The organism is Pseudomonas lijiangensis (assembly GCF_018968705.1).
In the GTDB taxonomy this organism is placed as follows: domain Bacteria; phylum Pseudomonadota; class Gammaproteobacteria; order Pseudomonadales; family Pseudomonadaceae; genus Aquipseudomonas; species Aquipseudomonas lijiangensis.
This window is the reverse complement of record NZ_CP076668.1, coordinates 1,491,205-1,508,683: the sequence shown is the minus strand read 5'-3', so window position 1 is coordinate 1,508,683 and position 17,479 is coordinate 1,491,205. Positions and strand designations below refer to the sequence as shown.

Below are 17,479 nucleotides of genomic sequence, written 5' to 3'. Positions count from 1 at the left end.
GGTTACGACGTCACATTCAGCGAAGAAAACACGCTCGCCGGGGAGCAAGCCCCTGACTAGGATGACGAACCACGTCATGGAGGACTCGGCAATGCGTATCACGCCCCGCCTTTTGTTATGGAGCAACCTGCTCTGCCTGCCGTTTTACACACACGCCAATACGGTTCAGCGCTGCGAAGACCCGACGGGCAAGATTACGTTCACCACCCTGGGTTGTCCGGTCGGCCACACCAGCCAGTTGCAGGAAGCCTTCAATGCACCTCCTGGAAGCATCGCCCCCCTTCTCCCGAGTGCAGACAGGCGAAGCACTCAGGCCAGCAAGGAAATAGTGGTGGTCGGCCAGCAGGAAGATGGCTGTGGCAATCGTCTGACCCCGGCACAGCGCCGGCAGGCCATCATCAACCAGCGCACGCCACCCGGCATGACCAAACGCGATGTGGAAAGCCTGCTGGGCCGCCCGGACAAGATCACCAACCGCAACGGAGAGCTGCGCTACACCTACAACCTGAAAAAGGGTCGCAGCAACAATGTGACCTTCGATGAAAACGGATGCGTGAAAGGAAAACGCTAGAAAGCAAAAAGCCCACATCTTTCGATGTGGGCTTTCTGGTGTATGGTGCACTCGACAGGATTCGAACCTGTGACCGCTCGGTTCGTAGCCGAGTACTCTATCCAGCTGAGCTACGAGTGCATTGGTGTTTTTAGACCAGATCACCTCTGGTTGGAGCCGGTTATCTGGAAGTCTGTATTTAACTACATCAGACCAGTTAACCTTAAATGGTGCACTCGACAGGATTCGAACCTGTGACCGCTCGGTTCGTAGCCGAGTACTCTATCCAGCTGAGCTACGAGTGCATGTGTTGGTGCCGCGCATTATAGGTCGTTAAATCGTTTTGTAAAGCACTTTTTCTAGTAATTTCAACAACTTACAGAAGAAGCCAGATTCAACGCACTACAGAAATAATGGCGGAGAACGGGGGATTCGAACCCCCGACACCCTTGTGAGGTGTACTCCCTTAGCAGGGGAGCGCCTTCGGCCACTCGGCCAGCTCTCCGCAACACGGGGCGTATAATAACCACCCTTTTCCCCGTTTGCAAACCAAAAATTCAATAAAAATTAATGGCTTGGTTCTTCGTCCTTCTCTTTCTTGATGCGCAGGTAAATTTCTTCACGATGCACAGCGACTTCCTTGGGTGCATTGACACCAATTCGCACTTGATTACCTTTGACGCCGAGCACAGTCACAGTGATTTCACCATCACCAATGATCAGGCTTTCTGCGCACCGACGAGTCAGAATCAGCATACCTTTCTCCTTATGCATTTCAGGAACAACAGTCTGCAAAACCAGTAGGCATCAGCCTGCGACAAAAAAGCCACGGCCAAGCCTGAGTATTGACTAACGCGAAGAAAAGAACAGTCTTTGCGCGCAGCACAGGAAAACGAAAGGCGCGGTCAGACCGCGCCCTCCTGGCAGATCACTCACCCTGCCGAGGAGCATCCAGCTCGAAGGCCGTGTGCAAAGCGCGCACAGCCAGTTCCAGGTACTTCTCTTCAATCACCACAGAAACCTTGATTTCCGAGGTGGAGATCATCTGGATGTTGATGCCTTCCTTTGCCAGGGCTTCGAACATGCGGCTGGCGACACCTGCGTGGGAACGCATGCCGACGCCGACGATGGAAACCTTGGCAATCTTGGTATCGCCGGAAACTTCACGAGCGCCGATTTCGCGGGCGGTGGTTTCCAGAACCTGCAATGCCGACTGGTAGTCATTGCGGTGGATCGTGAAGGTGAAATCGGTGGTGTTATCGTGGGCGACATTCTGCACGATCATGTCGACTTCGATATTCGCGGCACTGATCGGGCCGAGGATCTTGAAGGCAACACCCGGCGTGTCTGGCACACCACGGATAGTCAGCTTGGCTTCATCGCGGTTGAAGGCGATGCCGGAAATGATCGGCTGTTCCATGGATTCCTCTTCATCAATGGTAATGAGGGTGCCCGGCCCCTCCTTGAAGCTGTGCAGAACGCGCAGCGGGACGTTGTATTTGCCTGCAAACTCTACGGCGCGGATCTGCAGCACCTTGGAACCGAGGCTGGCCATTTCCAGCATCTCTTCAAAGGTGATCTTGTCCAGACGCTGAGCTTGCGAAACCACACGTGGATCGGTGGTGTACACGCCATCCACGTCGGTGTAGATCTGGCATTCATCAGCCTTCAGGGCCGCTGCCAGCGCCACGCCAGTCGTGTCGGAACCGCCACGACCCAGGGTCGTGATATTGCCGTTCTCGTCGACACCCTGGAAACCGGCGACCACCACGACACGGCCAGCCTTCAGATCGGAACGGATCTTCTGATCGTCGATCTGCAGGATACGGGCCTTGTTGTGCGCGCTGTCGGTCAGGATACGCACCTGATTGCCGGTGTAGGACACCGCCGGCACACCGCGCTTCATCAATGCCATTGCCAGCAAGGCAATGGTCACCTGCTCGCCGGTGGACACGATCACATCCAGCTCACGGGGAACCGGCTGATCGCTGATCTGCTTGGCCAGTTCGATCAGGCGATTGGTTTCGCCGCTCATGGCCGACAATACGACCACCAGATCATCGCCCGCTTCGCGGAACTTCTTAACCTTGTCGGCCACCTGCTCGATGCGCTCTACAGAGCCAACCGAGGTGCCTCCAAATTTCTGTACGATCAAAGCCATCTCAAAGCCGCCTCAGAACCCGTTAAGGGCACCCATTAACATTCAAATCCAAGTGCCGGGCCTGTCATGCACTGACAGGCCTGGAGGTTCGACTCAAATACCCTGCTCTACAAAAGGAGCGGCCAGAGCCAACGCTGTATCCAGCGCCGCGGCATCCACACCACCACCTTGAGCCATGTCAGGACGCCCGCCACCTTTACCACCCACGGCAGCGGCCGCTTGCTTCATCAAATCACCGGCTTTGAGTTGGCCAGTCAGGTCCTTGGTCACGCCTGCAACCAAGACAACCTTGTCTTCATGAACACTGCCGAGCAGGATCACTGCGCGGCCGAGCTTGTTCTTCAACTGGTCGACCAGCGCCAACAGCGCCTTGCCATCCTGACCATCAAGGCGATTGGCCAGGACCTTAACACCTTTGACATCCAGGGCAGCGGCAGACAGATCGTCGCCCGCCGCACTGGCGGCCTTGGCCTGCAGTTGTTCCAGTTGTTTTTCCAATTGACGGTTGCGCTCAAGCACAGCCGACAGTTTGTCCAGCAGGTTGTCGCGATTCCCTTTGACCAGGGTCGCGGCTTCCTTGAGTTGATCTTCAGCCGAGTTCAGCCAGGCCAGTGCGGCTGCACCGGTCACGGCTTCGATACGACGCACGCCTGCGGCCACGCCGCCTTCGCTGACGATCTTGAACAACGCGATATCGCCGGTACGGTTGGCATGAATACCGCCACACAGTTCAACGGAGAATTCACCGCCCATGCTCAGTACGCGCACGCTGTCGCCGTACTTCTCGCCGAACAGCGCCATGGCGCCCTTCTTCTTGGCGGTTTCGATATCGGTTTCTTCGGTGACTACCGCAGTGTTCTTGCGCACTTCGGCGTTGACGATATCTTCCAGGGCACGCAGTTGCTCGGGCTTGATGGCCTCGAAGTGGCTGAAGTCGAAGCGCAGACGCTGACTGTCCACCAGCGAGCCCTTCTGCTGAACGTGCTCGCCCAGCACCTGACGCAATGCCGCGTGCAGCAGGTGAGTGGCCGAGTGGTTCAGGGAAGTCGCCTGACGAACTTCGGCAGCCACCTGGGTTTCAAGCTTCTCACCGACTTTCAGGCTGCCAGACACCACAACGCCGTGGTGCAGGAATGCGCCGCCGGTCTTGGTGGTATCGCGCACGTCGAAACGTACGGCGCCAGCCTGCAGGTAACCACTGTCGCCGATCTGACCGCCCGACTCGGCGTAGAACGGAGTGCTGTCGAGGATCACGACACCCTCTTCGCCTTCGCTCAACTGCTCGACCGACTGACCATCCTTGTACAGAGCAACGACCTGCGCAGCACCGCTGGTATCGGTATAACCGGTGAACCGGGTAGCCACATCGACCTTGACCAGGCTGTTGTAGTCCATGCCGAACGAACTGGCCGAACGGGCACGTACACGCTGGGCTTCCATCTCGCGCTCGAAACCTGCCTCGTCGAGGGTCAGGTTGCGCTCACGGGCGATATCCCCTGTCAGGTCCATCGGGAAACCGTAGGTGTCGTAAAGCTTGAACACGACTTCACCCGGTACCACAGAGCCCTTGAGCTCGGCCAGATCCTGCTCGAGGATTTTCAGGCCCTGCTCCAGAGTCTTGGCGAACTGCTCTTCTTCAGCCTTGAGCACGCGCTCGATATGCGCCTGTTGCTGGGTCAGTTCAGGGAATGCAGCGCCCATCTCGGCAACCAGAGCGGCCACGATCTGATGGAAGAAGCTGCCCTTGGCGCCCAGCTTGTTGCCGTGACGGCAGGCGCGACGAATGATGCGGCGCAGGACGTAACCACGACCTTCGTTGGACGGCAGTACGCCATCGGCAATCAGGAAGCCGCAGGAGCGAATGTGATCCGCCACGACCTTGAGCGATGCCTGACCGTCGTTAGTGCAACCGATGGCCTTGGCAGAAGCGGCCAGCAGGCTCTGGAACAGATCGATTTCGTAGTTGGAATGCACGTGCTGCAGGACTGCGCTGACACGCTCCAGGCCCATACCGGTATCCACCGACGGCGCTGGCAGCGGGTGCAGTACGCCATCGGCAGTACGGTTGAACTGCATAAAAACGTTGTTCCAGATTTCGATGTAACGGTCGCCGTCTTCTTCAGGCGAGCCCGGTGGGCCACCCCAGATTTCAGGGCCGTGGTCGAAGAAAATCTCGGAGCAAGGACCGCACGGGCCGGTATCGCCCATGGTCCAGAAGTTGTCGGACGCGTAAGGCGCGCCTTTGTTGTCGCCGATACGAACCATGCGCTCGGCCGGAACGCCGATGTCTTTGGTCCAGATATCGTAGGCTTCGTCATCGGTGGCGTAGACCGTTACCCAGAGTTTTTCCTTGGGCAGGTTCAGCCACTTTTCGGAGGTGAGGAAGGTCCAGGCGTAAGTGATCGCGTCGCGCTTGAAATAGTCACCGAAGCTGAAGTTGCCCAGCATTTCGAAGAATGTGTGGTGACGGGCGGTGTAGCCGACGTTTTCCAGGTCGTTGTGCTTGCCACCGGCACGCACGCACTTCTGACTGGTGACAGCGCGGGTGTAGGCACGCTTTTCCTGGCCCAGGAAGCAATCCTTGAACTGGTTCATACCTGCGTTGGTGAACAGCAGGGTTGGGTCATTGCCCGGAATCAAGGAGCTGGAGGCGACACGTGTGTGGCCTTGCTCTTCGAAGAAGCCAAGGAAGGCTTCACGGATTTCTGCGCTTTTCATAGGTTCTTCCACGGAGACTGCGGCCAGAGGCAGTGCATAACGTCAAAATGACGTAGCGACGGCAAAGGGCCGCATTATATAGGCGTTGCGTCCTCGGTACAGCGTGTTTGTACGATAGAAACCAGTAACTGGACTATCGGCATCTTATATGCGTGAAAACTCGGCGAATACTGCGATGACTCGCTCAAGCTGGGCACGGGACACATTCAGGTGCGTGACCATGCGCAGACGTGGCGCGGCGCTGAGCTTGATGTCGCGCTCGGCACAGAACGCCTTGAGCGAATCGGCACGCTCGCCCATCTGCACATAGACCATGTTGGTCTGCACAGGCTCGACCTCATACCCCAACTCGCTCAGCCCTGCTGCCAGGAATGCCGCATTGGCGTGGTCGTCGGCCAGCCGCTCGACCTGATGATCCAGCGCATACAGCCCGGCCGCCGCCAGAATCCCGGCCTGACGCATGCCGCCACCGACCATCTTGCGCAGGCGACGGGCCTTGGCGATCAGCTCGGGGGAGCCGCACAGCACAGACCCCACTGGCGCGCCGAGCCCTTTGGACAGGCACACCGACACCGAATCGAAATGGCGAGTGATTTCCCGGGCATCGACGCCCAGCCTGACCGCCGCGTTGTATAAACGCGCACCGTCCAGATGCAGAGACAGGCCGTGCTCTTGGGTGAACTGGCGCGCTGCCGCCAGATAACTCATGGGCAATACCTTGCCCTGCATGGTGTTTTCCAGGGCCAGCAAGCGGGTGCGGGCAAAATGAAAGTCATCGGGCTTGATGCTGGCCAGCACCTGGCCGAGATCCAGCGAACCATCGGCCTGGACTTCCAGCGGTTGAGGCTGGATCGAACCCAGTACCGCCGCACCGCCACCTTCATATTTATAGGTGTGAGCCTGCTGACCGACGATGTACTCATCACCGCGCTCGCAATGCGCCATCAAGGCCAGCAGATTGCTCATCGTGCCCGAGGGGACGAACAGAGCCTCTGCAAACCCCAGACGCCTGGCCAGTGTGGCCTCAAGAAGATTGACGGTGGGGTCCTCACCATAAACATCATCCCCGACAGGCGCGTGGGCCATGGCCTCAAGCATGCCCGCGGTTGGCTGGGTCACCGTGTCACTACGCAGATCGATAACAGTCACGAATACGCTCCCTGAAAACTCGAAGACCGATAATGCAGGCAACCTCAAGGTTGCAACAAGGCATTACTGAGGTTTGCCATGATAATCAAGGTCCAGGGCCTGGGGCACTCCGATCCTCTTATAAGCAAAAGGTAGGGACACCGTACGAAAGTGTCCATGCAGGATGGAAAAAACTGTGATAAAAATCCCGCCCCGACATGAACAATGTCGGCAACGTTCTCAGGGCGGGGCGTAATTCCCCACCGGCGGTAATGGCGCGCAATGCGTCTAGCCCGCGAGCGCTTGGGGAGTTTCAGGCTTGAACTGAAGCGCTTCAAGGTCAGCAGACCCGGTGTGATTCCGGGGCCGACGGTCATAGTCCGGATGAAGAGAGAACGGGATGTACCATCGGGACCGTGTGCAAACCTCTGCATGGACTACATGAGTTCATGGGGCTTTCATACGAAACCTGAATCCCTTTCGATCCAATGCCCTGTTTTTTTCATAAACAGGAGTCAGAACACGTGCAACCCACTGCAATCGACAGCAAGAGCAAAAACCACTCGAACGAACGTATCGCGTTCATCCAGGCCTGCTGGCACAAGGATATAGTCGATCAGAGCCGCAAAGGCTTCGTCGCCGAAATGGCCAACCATGGCTACACCGAGAGCGATATCGATTTCTTCGAAGTCGGCGGTGCCTTTGAAATCCCTCTGCATGCAAAACTGCTGGCCAATACCGGTCGCTACGCGGGCATCATCGCTGCCGGCCTGGTGGTGGATGGCGGCATTTACCGTCACGAGTTCGTGGCGCAATCGGTGGTCAGCGCGCTGATGCAGGTCCAGCTGGAAACCGAAGTGCCGGTTTTCTCAGTGGTCCTGACCCCGCATCATTTCCATGCAGGCGAAGAGCATCACAAATTCTTCTTCGAGCATTTCGTCCACAAGGGCGAGGAAGCTGCCAAGACCTGTGCCGACACCCTGAACAAGGTCCGCGCCCTGCGCCGCCTTGAGCCATTGCAGAAAGCGGCCAGCTGATTTTTCGAGAATAAGCGGAACGCCGCCCGATTCGCACCTACGGTGTAGGTGCGAATTCATTCGCGAACGCCGGAACAATCAAAATCCCGGCCCTTAAACCATTCCCCACTTTCGGATTGGGGAAGATGATCCTCGCACCGTCCTCTTCAACCACCCAGCGAGCCCCCCCAGCGTCCTGGGCAAGCACATAGCCTTTTTCCAGCGGCGCAAAATTCTTCACATCGTCAGGCAGGTTCAGGGTGAATGCATCACTGCGCTTGATGATTTCCCGAGCCACGCTGAACAGCTGCAAGCCATCAAGATCATCACTCGACTCAGGTTCGACACCTTCGATCACCTGCTCCAGCACCGTGCGCAGTGCCGTGAGGTTGACCTGCTGGTTCTGGCCGAATGGCCGGGCCTTGCCCAGTTCCAGCGTGAAGGACTCGGCACCGAGCCGGTCGTAGGTATAGGCACTGAATACAATCGAAGGCTTGTTCTGCAGCAGCACCGCGCTCATGCCCGCAGTGCGTAACCGCGCCAGTTCACGACGGGAATGCTGGCGGCCTTCTTTCCAGGGATACAGCGCAAACTGCTCGATGGTCGAGCCTCGAATGGCGGTGTGCAGGTCGTAATGCAGGCGATAGCGGTCCGGTACGCTGAAGAAGCTCGCTGCCAGGCGCTCCAGCTCGCAGGCGCGCAAGGCCTCTGAACCGCCCGCCTGTTCGTGCCGGCCATTGAACAGCCGGTTGACGTCCTGCTCGACATAGCGCGTGCCGCGGCGCATGGCCTCGGGGTTGCCGAACAGGAACAGAATACGGGCACGCGGCTTGAGGTCGCCGCGTGCGATGCTGCGGATCAATTCGTCCAGCAGCTCGATGGGGGCTGTTTCGTTGCCATGGATACCGGCAGACAACAGCAAATCGGTGCCATTGTCCCGATCCTGAGGTGCACGCACTTCCAGTGCGCCCTCCCCCAGCCAGCGCATGCGTACGCCGCCGACGGTCAGTTGAGTCTTTTCCGCGGGCTCGCGCCCGGCCAGAGTCAGTTCAAGCAATTTACCGAGGGCGAGCATAGGCAGGCTCCTGATTAGTGATTGCAGTCCGGTCCGTGTACGTGACCGTCTTCTTCACCCGGATCAGCAGGCTCCATTTCCAGTTGCAGGCTGACCAGGTTGGTGGCCAGTGGGCGCAACAGGAGGTTAGCGTATTCGGCATCGCCTTCTTCGACGTCGACACCGATCAGCAGTTGGCCACGGCCATCCTGCTGGATCCACAACTCTTTACCCTGCCAGAGGACGGCTACGCGGGTGCAGGAAGTTTCCAGCTGGGTGCCATCAGTGTCTTCGAGGATTAATTGCAGGGCGTCGCTCATGTTCGGATTCTCTATAAAGATGGAAATCACGCGCAGGGCATACAGGCCTGCGCGTCAAAACTTTCAAACCAGTTGAAAGGGGTAAACGCTGCCCAGTTTAAGGATTTGCGTGAGCTCATCCAATGCCGTGCGGCATTCGGTCAACAGTTGCGGGTCGGCCAGATCGCTTTCGCTCATGCGATCACGATAGTGCCTGTCGACCCATTGAGTCAGATTTTCGTACAACGGCGGGTTCATGACGACGCCGGGATTGACCGCTGCCAGTTCGGTCTCATTGAGGGCAACGCGCAAGCGCAGGCACGCCGGACCGCCGCCGTTCTGCATGCTTTGCTTGAGGTCGAAGACCTTTACTTCACGAATCGGCCCACCATCGGCCAGCAGGCGCTGGAGGTAATTCCAGACACGAAGATTGGCCTGGCACTCCTGCGGCACGATCAACAGCATCGAGCCGTCGGCGCGAGACAAAAGCTGGCTGTTGAACAGGTAGGAGCGCACGGCATCTTCGACCGATACCTCGTCGCGCGGCACGCAGATCGCCTGGAACAGGCCGCCTGCACGACCAAGCTTTTCGTGCAGCTCGCCCAGCATCGACTCGGTATTGAGAAACGCATCCTCGTGATAGAACAGCACTTCGCCATTACCTACCGCGATGACGTCGTTGTGAAACACGCCCTGATCGATCACGCTCGGGTTCTGCTGACCGTAGACCACGCCGCTCTCGCTCAGGCCATGCAGACGGGCCACGGCCCTGGAAGCTTCAAGGGTCTGCCTGGCCGGGTACTTCTGCGGTGCCGGGTAGCGGGTGTCGAAAGCACTGCGCCCGAACACGAAAAACTCCACGCCCGCCTCACCATAGTCGCGACAGAAGCGCGTGTGGTTGGCCGCCCCTTCGTCGCCGAACTGCGCAACCGCTGGCAGTGCTGTGTGATGAGCAAAATGCTGCTCATTGGCGAACATCGCTTTCAGCACGCGACTGGTGGTCGGATGCTCGATGCTGCGGTGATATTTGCAGTTCAGGTTGGCCGCCGTGAAATGCACGCGGCCATCGGCCGTATCGGCACTCGGGCTGACAGTCGCGGCATTGGCGACCCACATGCTTGACGCCGAGCAACTGGCGACCAGCAGCGGCATATCGTGCTTTGCCGCCTGCTCGATCACCTGGGCATCGCTGCCGCTGAAACCCAATTCACGCAACCCGGCGACATCAGGGCGCTCCTGAGGTGCCAGCACGCCCTGGGTAAACCCCATGTCCATCAGCGCCTTCATCTTCGCCAACCCCTGCAATGCCGCTTCGCGAGGGTTGGAGCACTGATGGCTGTTGCGCTGGGAAGCCACATTGCCGTAGGACAGACCGCCGTAGTTGTGAGTAGGCCCAACCAGACCGTCAAAATTGACTTCACAGGATTTCATCGGCAAGGCTCCGTAGATCTGTTTTTATAGGTGCATCGCATTGCTATCAATCGAGCCTGATGCCCGGCGTCAGTGTCGCAGGCAAGGTCAGTGCTGTAGCCTCCAGGGACGCAACCGGATAAGCACAGTAATCGGCGGCGTAATAGGCGCTGGCCCGATGATTACCCGAAGCCCCGACGCCACCGAAAGGCGCGCTGCTCGCCGCCCCAGTCAGTTGCTTGTTCCAGTTGACGATTCCGGCACGGCTTTGCAGCCAGAACTGCTTGTAACGCGCTTCGGAATCCGACAACAGCCCTGCCGCCAGACCATATTGCGTGTCGTTGGCCTCTGCGATGGCCGCCTCGAAACCGGCGTAGCGGATCACCTGCAGCAACGGACCGAACAGTTCTTCGTCAGGACGCTCGCTGACAGCGCTCACATCAATAATGCCCGGCGTCAGCAAGGCGGCCTGCTCATGCGGCTGAGTCATTTCCAGCAACGCATTGGCGCCCTTGCTCAGCAGATCACGCTGGGCTGCCAGCAAAGCGGCAGCGGCCTGCAGAGAAATCACCGAGCCCATGAAAGGCGCAGGCTGGCGGTCGAAAGCTCCAACCTCAAGTGTGGCTGTCACGGCCACCAGCCGGGACAGGAATGCATCGCCCCAGGCACCTTGCGGCACCAGCAAGCGCCGGGCACAGGTGCAGCGCTGGCCAGCCGAAATGAAGGCTGACTGAATCACGGTGTACACCGCTGCGTCGACATCCTGAACCTCATCGACCACCAGCGGGTTATTGCCACCCATCTCCAGAGCCAGAATCTTGTCCGGACGTCCGGCGAACTGTCGATGCAAGGCATTGCCGGTACGGCTGGAACCGGTAAAGAACACGCCATCGATACCCGGGTTGGCCGCCAGGGCGATACCGGTTTCGCGCCCGCCTTGCAGCAGGTTCAGTACACCGGCTGGCAAACCGGCCTCGATCCAGCACTTGACCGTCAACTCGGCAACCTTGGGTGTCAGCTCGCTGGGCTTGAACAGCACCGTGTTACCCGCCAGCAGCGCAGGCACGATGTGGCCATTGGGCAAATGACCGGGGAAGTTATAAGGGCCGAACACCGCTACAACGCCATGGGGCTTGTGGCGCAACACCGCTGTGGCATCGCCCAGCGGGCCGCTCTTTTCGCCGGTCCGCTCACGGTAGCTCTGCACCGAGATGGCAATCTTGTTGACCATGCTGGTCACTTCAGTGGCCGACTCCCAGAGCGGCTTGCCGGTTTCTTCACCAATGCAATCAGACAGTTCGTCCGCATGTGTCTTGAGGCTGGCGGCGAACGCTTCCAGTACCGAAAGGCGATCTTCCAGCGAGCGCGAGGCCCAGCCCGAAAAAGCCTGACGCGCCGCCTGCACGGCGGTTTCGACCTGAGAGGCGCTTGCGCCCTGGCCAGACCACAGAACCTGCTGGGTCACCGGGTTCAAGGAATCGAATGCGTCACCCTGCCCGTCCTGCCAGGCACCTGCGATATACAGCGTGCTCATCAAGCGCCCTCCCGCACCGCCGACAAAGGCACGGCACGCACATTGTCGCCGGGGCTCATGCGCAGGCGTCGGGCCGTCAGCGGATCGACCACCAGCGCACCGGCGGCCATGCGAGCCTGCCCGATGGTGATCCGGCCGTCTTCGCGCTTGCGGTTGTAGATCAGGAATTTCGGCGCATCATCACCCGGCGTGCCGATGGCCAGTACCAGTGTCTGGCTGTCACGCACAGCGCGGATCTTGGTGGTTTCACACTCGATGGCCGGGCCGGCGTCGAAGATGTCGACGTAACCCTGATAGTTGAAACCCTCACTCTTGAGCATCGTCAGAGCAGGCTCGGTATCGGCGTGAACACGGCCGATGACGCTGCGCGCATCTTCCGACAGAAAGCAGGTGTAGAGCGGAAACTTGGGCATCAATTCGGCGATGAATGCCTTGTTGCCCACGCCGGTCAGGTAGTCGGCCTGACTGAATTCCATCTTGAAGAAGTGGCGACCCAGGCTTTCCCAGAATGGCGAACGTCCTTTGTCGTCCGACATGCCACGCATCTCGGCAATGATCTTGTTGCCGAACAGCTTCGGAAATTCGGCGATGAACAGCATCCGCGCCTTGGACAGCAGGCGACCATTGAGACCGGTACGTGAATCGCTGTGAAGGAACAGAGAGCACAGTTCGGAGTTGCCGGTCAGGTCGTTGGCCAGGAACAGGGTCGGAATCTCGCGGTAGATATTGAGTTCCTGAGAAGCGCTGACCGTCAGCCCGACGCGGTAGTTGTACCAGGGCTCCCGCAAGCCAACGGCACCCGCGATGGCAGAAATACCGATCACGCGCCCGTCATCGTCTTCGAGCACGAACAGGTAATCGGCATCCGCACGCTCGGCTTCGCCACGAAAGGACTTCTCCGCCCAGCCCACCCGATGCGCCAGGCGCTGCTCATTGGCGGGCAATGTCGTCAGGCCTGCGCCGGTGCTGCGCGCCAACTCGATCAGCGCGGGCAGGTCACTGCTGCGTACGGGACGAACGATCATGTTATCTCCTCGACCGGACTCCTCTGGAGCCCGGAAAACTGGCTAATCCGCTATGTTCGGACGATCAGGATCAGACTGCGACCAGGCGCACGCTGGCACCTTCACCGACACCCAGGGCCTCGGCGGCCTGCAGGCTCAGCACCACCGGGCGACCGGGTGCCCAGTCCAGTTCCAGCAGGGTTGCGCGGTAGTCCTGCAGCAGCCCGTTGGTCACCAGATACAGGCGCGCGCCCTTGCCGGCATCGTCCGTTGCGCTGGTGTCGATCTTGACCGGCACCAGACGGCTCTGGGCAATCGAGCGAATCCCGGAAACCCGGGCGTGCAGCGTCGGGCCACCGTCGAAAATGTCGATGTAATGATCGGTCTCGAAACCTTCGCGCATCAGGATGTCGAAGGTGATCTGGGCACGGGGATGCACTTGCCCCATGGCTTCCTGAGCGGCGTCGGTCAGGAGCGGGACATAGATCGGATAATGTGGCATCAGCTCGGCCAGGAATGTGCGGCTTTTCAGGCCACACAAGCGTTCGGCTTCGGCGTAGTTCAGGTCGAAGAAGTTGCGCCCGATGGCATCCCAGAACGGTGAGTCGCCGTTCTCGTCGCTGTAGCCCACGATCTCGGTCACCACCGAATCGGCGAAACGCTCGGGGTGGCTGGCGACAAACAGCAGGCGACCGCGAGAATTGAGCTCCGACCAGGCCGTGCCCACCAGTTCGGGGATCACGTAGAAGCTGGTCAGCAGGCTGTTGCCTGTCAGGTCATGGCACTGGGACAGGACGTGAATCTTGTTATGAATCTTCAGCTCGCGTGAGGCATGCACGAAGGTTTCGTTACGAAAGCTGTAGAACGGCTCGGAGTAGCCTGCGGAAGCGACGATGCCGGAACAGCCCACCAGACGACCGTTCTCGCTGTCTTCAAGTACGAAGAAATAGGTTTCTTCGCCATTGAAACTGACCTCGGCAGCGAACGATGCCTCCGAAGCGCCGATCTTGTCGCCCAGGCGACCAGCATCGTCAGGCAAGGACGTCACACCAATCGGACTGTCGGCGGCGAGGCGCTGGACTTCTGCCAGATCAGCCATTTGCGCGGGGCGCATCACCAGCATGGTGCCACTCCTTACCAGATCACAGGCCGGAAACACCGGCACTAAAAAGAGCACCGCACAGCCTGGAAGCCGCCCGGCACAGGAAAAATGTCCGGCGCCCGCCGTTGGACGAACGCCGGAAGATGCAGCGATGTATCAGGCTGTCAGCTTGGCGATGGCGCGCTCGAAGCGGCTCAGGCCTTCTTCGATGTCAGCGTCTTCGATCACCAGGCTTGGCGCGAAACGAATCACGTCCGGGCCGGCTTGCAGGATCATCAGGTCCTGAGCTTCAGCGGCATTGAAGATGTCCTTGGCCTTGCCTTTCCAGGCATCGGACAGCACACAGCCGATCAGCAGACCAAGGCCGCGCACTTCAGTGAACACGCCATATTGCTGGCCGATCGCTTCCAGACGCGTCTTGAATTTCTGATGCTTGTCTTGAACACCCTTCAAGACTTCCGGGGTGTTGACGACATCGATCACCGCCTCGCCCACTGCACAGGCCAGTGGGTTTCCGCCGTAAGTGGTGCCGTGTACGCCGACCGCAAAGTGCTTGGCCAGCTTCTCGGTGGTCAGCATTGCCGCCAGAGGGAAACCGCCACCAATGCTCTTGGCGCTGGACAGGATGTCCGGCGTCACGCCGTAGTGCATATAGGCAAACAGATGGCCGCTACGGCCCATGCCGCTCTGCACTTCATCGAAGATCAGCAATGCGTTGTGCTCGTCACACAGTTTGCGGGCACCTTGCAGGTACTCAAGCTCGGCCGGCAGAACACCGCCCTCGCCCTGGATCGGCTCCAGAACCACGGCGCAGGTCTTGTCGGTCACAGCGGCTTTAAGCGCTTCCAGATCGTTGTACGGCACATGGCTGATGCCGGTGATCTTCGGCCCGAAACCATCGGAGTACTTGGGCTGACCGCCGACGCTCACCGTGAACAGGGTACGACCGTGAAAGCTGTTCAGGGCCGCAATGATTTCGTACTTCTCGGGACCATGCAGATCGTGGGCAACGCGACGCGCCAGCTTGAAGGCCGCTTCGTTGGCCTCGGCGCCGGAGTTGCAGAAGAACACGCGCTCGGCAAAGGTCGAGTCCACCAGTTTTTTGGCCAGACGCAAGGTCGGCTCATTGGTGAAGACGTTGGAGACATGCCACAGATTGTTGGCCTGCGCAGTCAAGGTACCCACCAGCGCCGGATGGCAATGGCCCAGCACGTTGACGGCAATACCGCCGGAGAAATCCACCAGTTCGCGTCCCGCCTGATCCCATACACGGGAGCCCGCGCCACGCACGGGGATGAACCCGGCCGGTGCGTAGTTGGGGACCATCACCTGGTCGAAATCGGCGCGTTGCACCGCAGCATGCTCAACGGACATCGGAGTCTCCTGAAGAGGAACGCCTGCCTGAAACCGGCAAGCGATGGGAAGATTGTAAGGACTGATTTCTGTTCGGCCTTGTCGCCAGGCGACATCTTGTTACAGCGCAACACCGGTTTCTTTTCAGAGTTTTCGGCAATGCGACATATTGCGTCACAAAGGCGCAGTTTATCTGCTTTCGCGAATGAATTCGCTCCCACACGAATCGGTAGGCTCTCTGCTCATTCGCGAAGCTGATCAACCACGCTCGGCAGGAACGGAAGACAACTCGAAGGGACTGTTGCTGCGACGCTGGTTGCGGTCTTCGCGAGGCGTGGCGCCAAAGAAGTTGCGGTAGGCGCTGGAGAAATGCGGGCCGGAGGAGAAGCCGCAGGACAGGCCGATCTGGATGATCGACTTGCTGGTCTGCATCAGCATCTGCCGGGCCTTGTTGAGGCGCAGCTCCAGGTAATACTGGCTCGGCACTCGGTTGAGATACTGCTTGAAAATCCGCTCCAGCTGGCGACGGGACACGCAGACGTGCTGGGCGATTTCATCGGTGGTCAGTGGCTCTTCGATATTGGCTTCCATCAGCAGGACCGCCTGGGTCAGCTTCGGATGGCTGGAGCCCAGGCGATTCTGCAACGGAATGCGCTGACGCTCGCCACCTTCGCGGATGCGCTCGACCACCAGCTCCTCGGAAACCGCACCGGCCAGCTCGGCACCATGATCACGGGACAGAACCGCCAGCAGCAGGTCCAGCACCGACATGCCGCCACAGGCGGTCAGCCGGTCACGATCCCAGTCGAACAGGTGGCTGGTGGCAATGACTTTCGGGAAGCGTTCGCTGAAATCATCCTGCCAGCGCCAATGCACGGCAGCCCGATAACCGTCGAGCAAGCCAAGCTGGGCCAGCGGATACACGCCAGCGGACAACCCGCCAATCGCACATCCGGCGCGCACCACTTGCTTGAGAGCACTGGCCAGGGCAGCCGACATGGGAGCAGGCGGCTCGTCCGCCAGCAGGAACAGCTTCTGAAAACCGTCGATGCGACCGGCCCACGGTTCACCCGGCAATTGCCATGCACCCGCGGCAGCAGGTTCGTCGGCAACCTCGGCCTGGAGGAATGACAACTCATAGACCACTTCAGGGTGAACGCTCTGGGCAACGCGCAAGGCTTCCTCGGCCAACGCCAGGGTCAGGGCTTTGGTGCCGGGCCAGACAAGGAAACCTATTCGATGGGCAGTCATTGGGACATCCGATACGTATCGCCTCAAGGGCCGAACCTCAACAGGCTAGCACTGGAGTAGCCAGAGCATGTTGCGTGATGCGCAGCATGCCCTGTTCTGTTGTAAAAGACATCGCCGAAGCGATGTCGCTGATTACTTGAGGCTGCCCGAGAGGAACTGCTGCAATCGCTCGGACTGAGGATTGGCCAGGACCTCGCGGGGATCGCCCCGCTCCAGTACCACACCCTGGTGCAGGAAGACCAACTGGTTCGACACCTCACGGGCAAAGCCCATTTCGTGAGTGACCACCACCATGGTCCGGCCTTCCTGGGCCAGGCCCTGCATGACCTTGAGCACATCGCCAACCAGCTCAGGGTCCAGCGCGGACGTCGGCTCATCGAACAACATGACTTCCGGCTCCATGGCCAGGGCGCGGGCTATCGCCACACGCTGTTGCTCGCCACCGGACATATGGCCCGGATAGGCTTCCTTGCGATGAGCCACGCCGACCTTGGCCAGGTAATACTCGGCCTTTTCCAGCGCCTCCTTTTTCGGCACGCCCAGGACATGCACCGGCGCTTCGATGATGTTCTGCAAGGCCGTCATGTGCGACCACAGGTTGAAGTGCTGAAACACCATGGACAGGCGCGAGCGCATGCGCTGCAACTGCTTGGGGTCGGCAGCCTTCAGGCCGCCTTCCTTGTTCGGCACCAGTTTGAGTTCTTCGTTGTTGAGCAGGATCTTGCCGGCATGGGGCTGTTCAAGCAGATTGATGCAACGCAGAAATGTGCTTTTACCCGAGCCGCTGGAGCCGATGATACTGATGACATCGCCTGCCTTGGCTGTCAGGGAAACTCCCTTGATCACTTCATGACTGCCATAACGCTTGTGCAGGTCCTGGACTTCCAGTTTGTTCATGC

General features: G+C 59.3%; 15 protein-coding genes, 3 tRNA genes and 1 riboswitch. Of the genes, 2 read left to right on the top strand and 16 right to left on the bottom strand.

All coding sequences use genetic code 11. The features are described from left to right. Positions 1-91 precede the first annotated feature (91 nt). On the top strand, positions 92-571 hold the full coding sequence (bamE, locus tag KQP88_RS06665) for an outer membrane protein assembly factor BamE domain-containing protein (protein WP_200993527.1): 480 nt from the start codon (positions 92-94) through the stop codon (positions 569-571). Between the two features lie 43 nt (positions 572-614). On the opposite strand, the gene KQP88_RS06660 is transcribed toward bamE, so the two are convergent. The 7 genes from KQP88_RS06660 to ltaE form a co-directional block, all read right to left on the bottom strand. Further along, positions 615-691 (bottom strand) — tRNA-Arg (locus KQP88_RS06660). 87 nt (positions 692-778) lie between these two features. Continuing rightward, positions 779-855, bottom strand: a tRNA-Arg gene (locus tag KQP88_RS06655). Positions 856-964: 109 nt separating this feature from the next. Next, positions 965-1,055, bottom strand: a tRNA-Ser gene (locus KQP88_RS06650). A 62-nt stretch (positions 1,056-1,117) separates the two neighbouring features. Next, entirely contained in the window at positions 1,118-1,306 is a 189-nt protein-coding gene (gene csrA, locus KQP88_RS06645) for a carbon storage regulator CsrA (RefSeq protein WP_002554426.1), read from the bottom strand. A gap of 172 nt (positions 1,307-1,478) precedes the next feature. Beyond that, the gene (locus KQP88_RS06640; protein WP_122313746.1) at positions 1,479-2,711 is read right to left on the bottom strand and encodes an aspartate kinase; all 1,233 of its coding nucleotides are present in this window, start codon (positions 2,709-2,711) and stop codon (positions 1,479-1,481) included. Positions 2,712-2,804: 93 nt separating this feature from the next. Then, positions 2,805-5,429, bottom strand: a complete 2,625-nt coding sequence (gene alaS / locus KQP88_RS06635) for an alanine--tRNA ligase (RefSeq protein WP_216705150.1) — start codon at positions 5,427-5,429, stop codon at positions 2,805-2,807. A gap of 144 nt (positions 5,430-5,573) precedes the next feature. Then, on the bottom strand, positions 5,574-6,578 hold the full coding sequence (gene ltaE, locus KQP88_RS06630) for a low-specificity L-threonine aldolase (protein WP_216705149.1): 1,005 nt from the start codon (positions 6,576-6,578) through the stop codon (positions 5,574-5,576). Positions 6,579-6,789: 211 nt separating this feature from the next. After that, positions 6,790-6,958: riboswitch (FMN riboswitch) on the top strand. 123 nt (positions 6,959-7,081) lie between these two features. Here ltaE and KQP88_RS06625 point away from each other — a divergent pair. Continuing rightward, positions 7,082-7,594: a 6,7-dimethyl-8-ribityllumazine synthase gene (locus KQP88_RS06625; RefSeq protein ID WP_201017836.1), complete on the top strand. Its 513-nt coding sequence runs from the start codon at positions 7,082-7,084 to the stop codon at positions 7,592-7,594. Between the two features lie 37 nt (positions 7,595-7,631). On the opposite strand, the gene astE is transcribed toward KQP88_RS06625, so the two are convergent. The 9 genes from astE to KQP88_RS06580 all read right to left on the bottom strand — a co-directional run bounded on the left by astE (position 7,632) and on the right by KQP88_RS06580 (position 17,477). Further along, positions 7,632-8,648, bottom strand: a complete 1,017-nt coding sequence (astE, locus tag KQP88_RS06620; RefSeq protein WP_216705148.1) for a succinylglutamate desuccinylase — start codon at positions 8,646-8,648, stop codon at positions 7,632-7,634. A 14-nt stretch (positions 8,649-8,662) separates the two neighbouring features. Beyond that, entirely contained in the window at positions 8,663-8,947 is a 285-nt protein-coding gene (locus KQP88_RS06615) for a hypothetical protein (protein ID WP_025259039.1), read from the bottom strand. 63 nt (positions 8,948-9,010) lie between these two features. Next, entirely contained in the window at positions 9,011-10,357 is a 1,347-nt protein-coding gene (gene astB / locus KQP88_RS06610) for an N-succinylarginine dihydrolase (protein WP_216705147.1), read from the bottom strand. 46 nt (positions 10,358-10,403) lie between these two features. Next, positions 10,404-11,873 (bottom strand): succinylglutamate-semialdehyde dehydrogenase, encoded by a 1,470-nt coding sequence (gene astD / locus KQP88_RS06605; RefSeq protein WP_216705146.1) that lies wholly within the window; start codon positions 11,871-11,873, stop codon positions 10,404-10,406. Next, on the bottom strand, positions 11,870-12,895 hold the full coding sequence (gene astA, locus KQP88_RS06600; protein WP_198728056.1) for an arginine N-succinyltransferase: 1,026 nt from the start codon (positions 12,893-12,895) through the stop codon (positions 11,870-11,872). Before astA ends, astD begins: the two co-directional genes overlap by 4 nt. 70 nt (positions 12,896-12,965) lie before the next feature. Continuing rightward, complete coding sequence (gene aruF, locus KQP88_RS06595) at positions 12,966-13,997, bottom strand: arginine/ornithine succinyltransferase subunit alpha (protein WP_025259035.1); 1,032 nt, start codon at positions 13,995-13,997, stop codon at positions 12,966-12,968. Positions 13,998-14,132: 135 nt separating this feature from the next. Further along, positions 14,133-15,350 (bottom strand): aspartate aminotransferase family protein, encoded by a 1,218-nt coding sequence (locus KQP88_RS06590; protein ID WP_216705145.1) that lies wholly within the window; start codon positions 15,348-15,350, stop codon positions 14,133-14,135. Positions 15,351-15,587: 237 nt separating this feature from the next. Then, positions 15,588-16,580, bottom strand: a complete 993-nt coding sequence (gene argR, locus KQP88_RS06585) for a GlxA family transcriptional regulator (RefSeq protein WP_216705144.1) — start codon at positions 16,578-16,580, stop codon at positions 15,588-15,590. 132 nt (positions 16,581-16,712) lie between these two features. Beyond that, positions 16,713-17,477 (bottom strand): ABC transporter ATP-binding protein, encoded by a 765-nt coding sequence (locus tag KQP88_RS06580; protein WP_025259032.1) that lies wholly within the window; start codon positions 17,475-17,477, stop codon positions 16,713-16,715. Positions 17,478-17,479: the final 2 nt, after the last annotated feature.

Excerpts from the sequence above, each read along its gene's own strand:
- bamE (WP_200993527.1), top strand. The coding sequence starts at position 92 with ATGCGTATCACGCCCCGCCTTTTGTTATGGAGCAACCTGCTCTGCCTG.
- csrA (WP_002554426.1), bottom strand. The coding sequence starts at position 1,306 with ATGCTGATTCTGACTCGTCGGTGCGCAGAAAGCCTGATCATTGGTGAT.
- KQP88_RS06640 (WP_122313746.1), bottom strand. The coding sequence starts at position 2,711 with ATGGCTTTGATCGTACAGAAATTTGGAGGCACCTCGGTTGGCTCTGTA.
- alaS (WP_216705150.1), bottom strand. The coding sequence starts at position 5,429 with ATGAAAAGCGCAGAAATCCGTGAAGCCTTCCTTGGCTTCTTCGAAGAG.
- astE (WP_216705148.1), bottom strand. The coding sequence starts at position 8,648 with ATGCTCGCCCTCGGTAAATTGCTTGAACTGACTCTGGCCGGGCGCGAG.
- KQP88_RS06615 (WP_025259039.1), bottom strand. The coding sequence starts at position 8,947 with ATGAGCGACGCCCTGCAATTAATCCTCGAAGACACTGATGGCACCCAG.
- astB (WP_216705147.1), bottom strand. The coding sequence starts at position 10,357 with ATGAAATCCTGTGAAGTCAATTTTGACGGTCTGGTTGGGCCTACTCAC.
- astA (WP_198728056.1), bottom strand. The coding sequence starts at position 12,895 with ATGATCGTTCGTCCCGTACGCAGCAGTGACCTGCCCGCGCTGATCGAG.
- aruF (WP_025259035.1), bottom strand. The coding sequence starts at position 13,997 with ATGCTGGTGATGCGCCCCGCGCAAATGGCTGATCTGGCAGAAGTCCAG.
- KQP88_RS06590 (WP_216705145.1), bottom strand. The coding sequence starts at position 15,350 with ATGTCCGTTGAGCATGCTGCGGTGCAACGCGCCGATTTCGACCAGGTG.
- argR (WP_216705144.1), bottom strand. The coding sequence starts at position 16,580 with ATGACTGCCCATCGAATAGGTTTCCTTGTCTGGCCCGGCACCAAAGCC.
- KQP88_RS06580 (WP_025259032.1), bottom strand. The coding sequence starts at position 17,477 with ATGAACAAACTGGAAGTCCAGGACCTGCACAAGCGTTATGGCAGTCAT.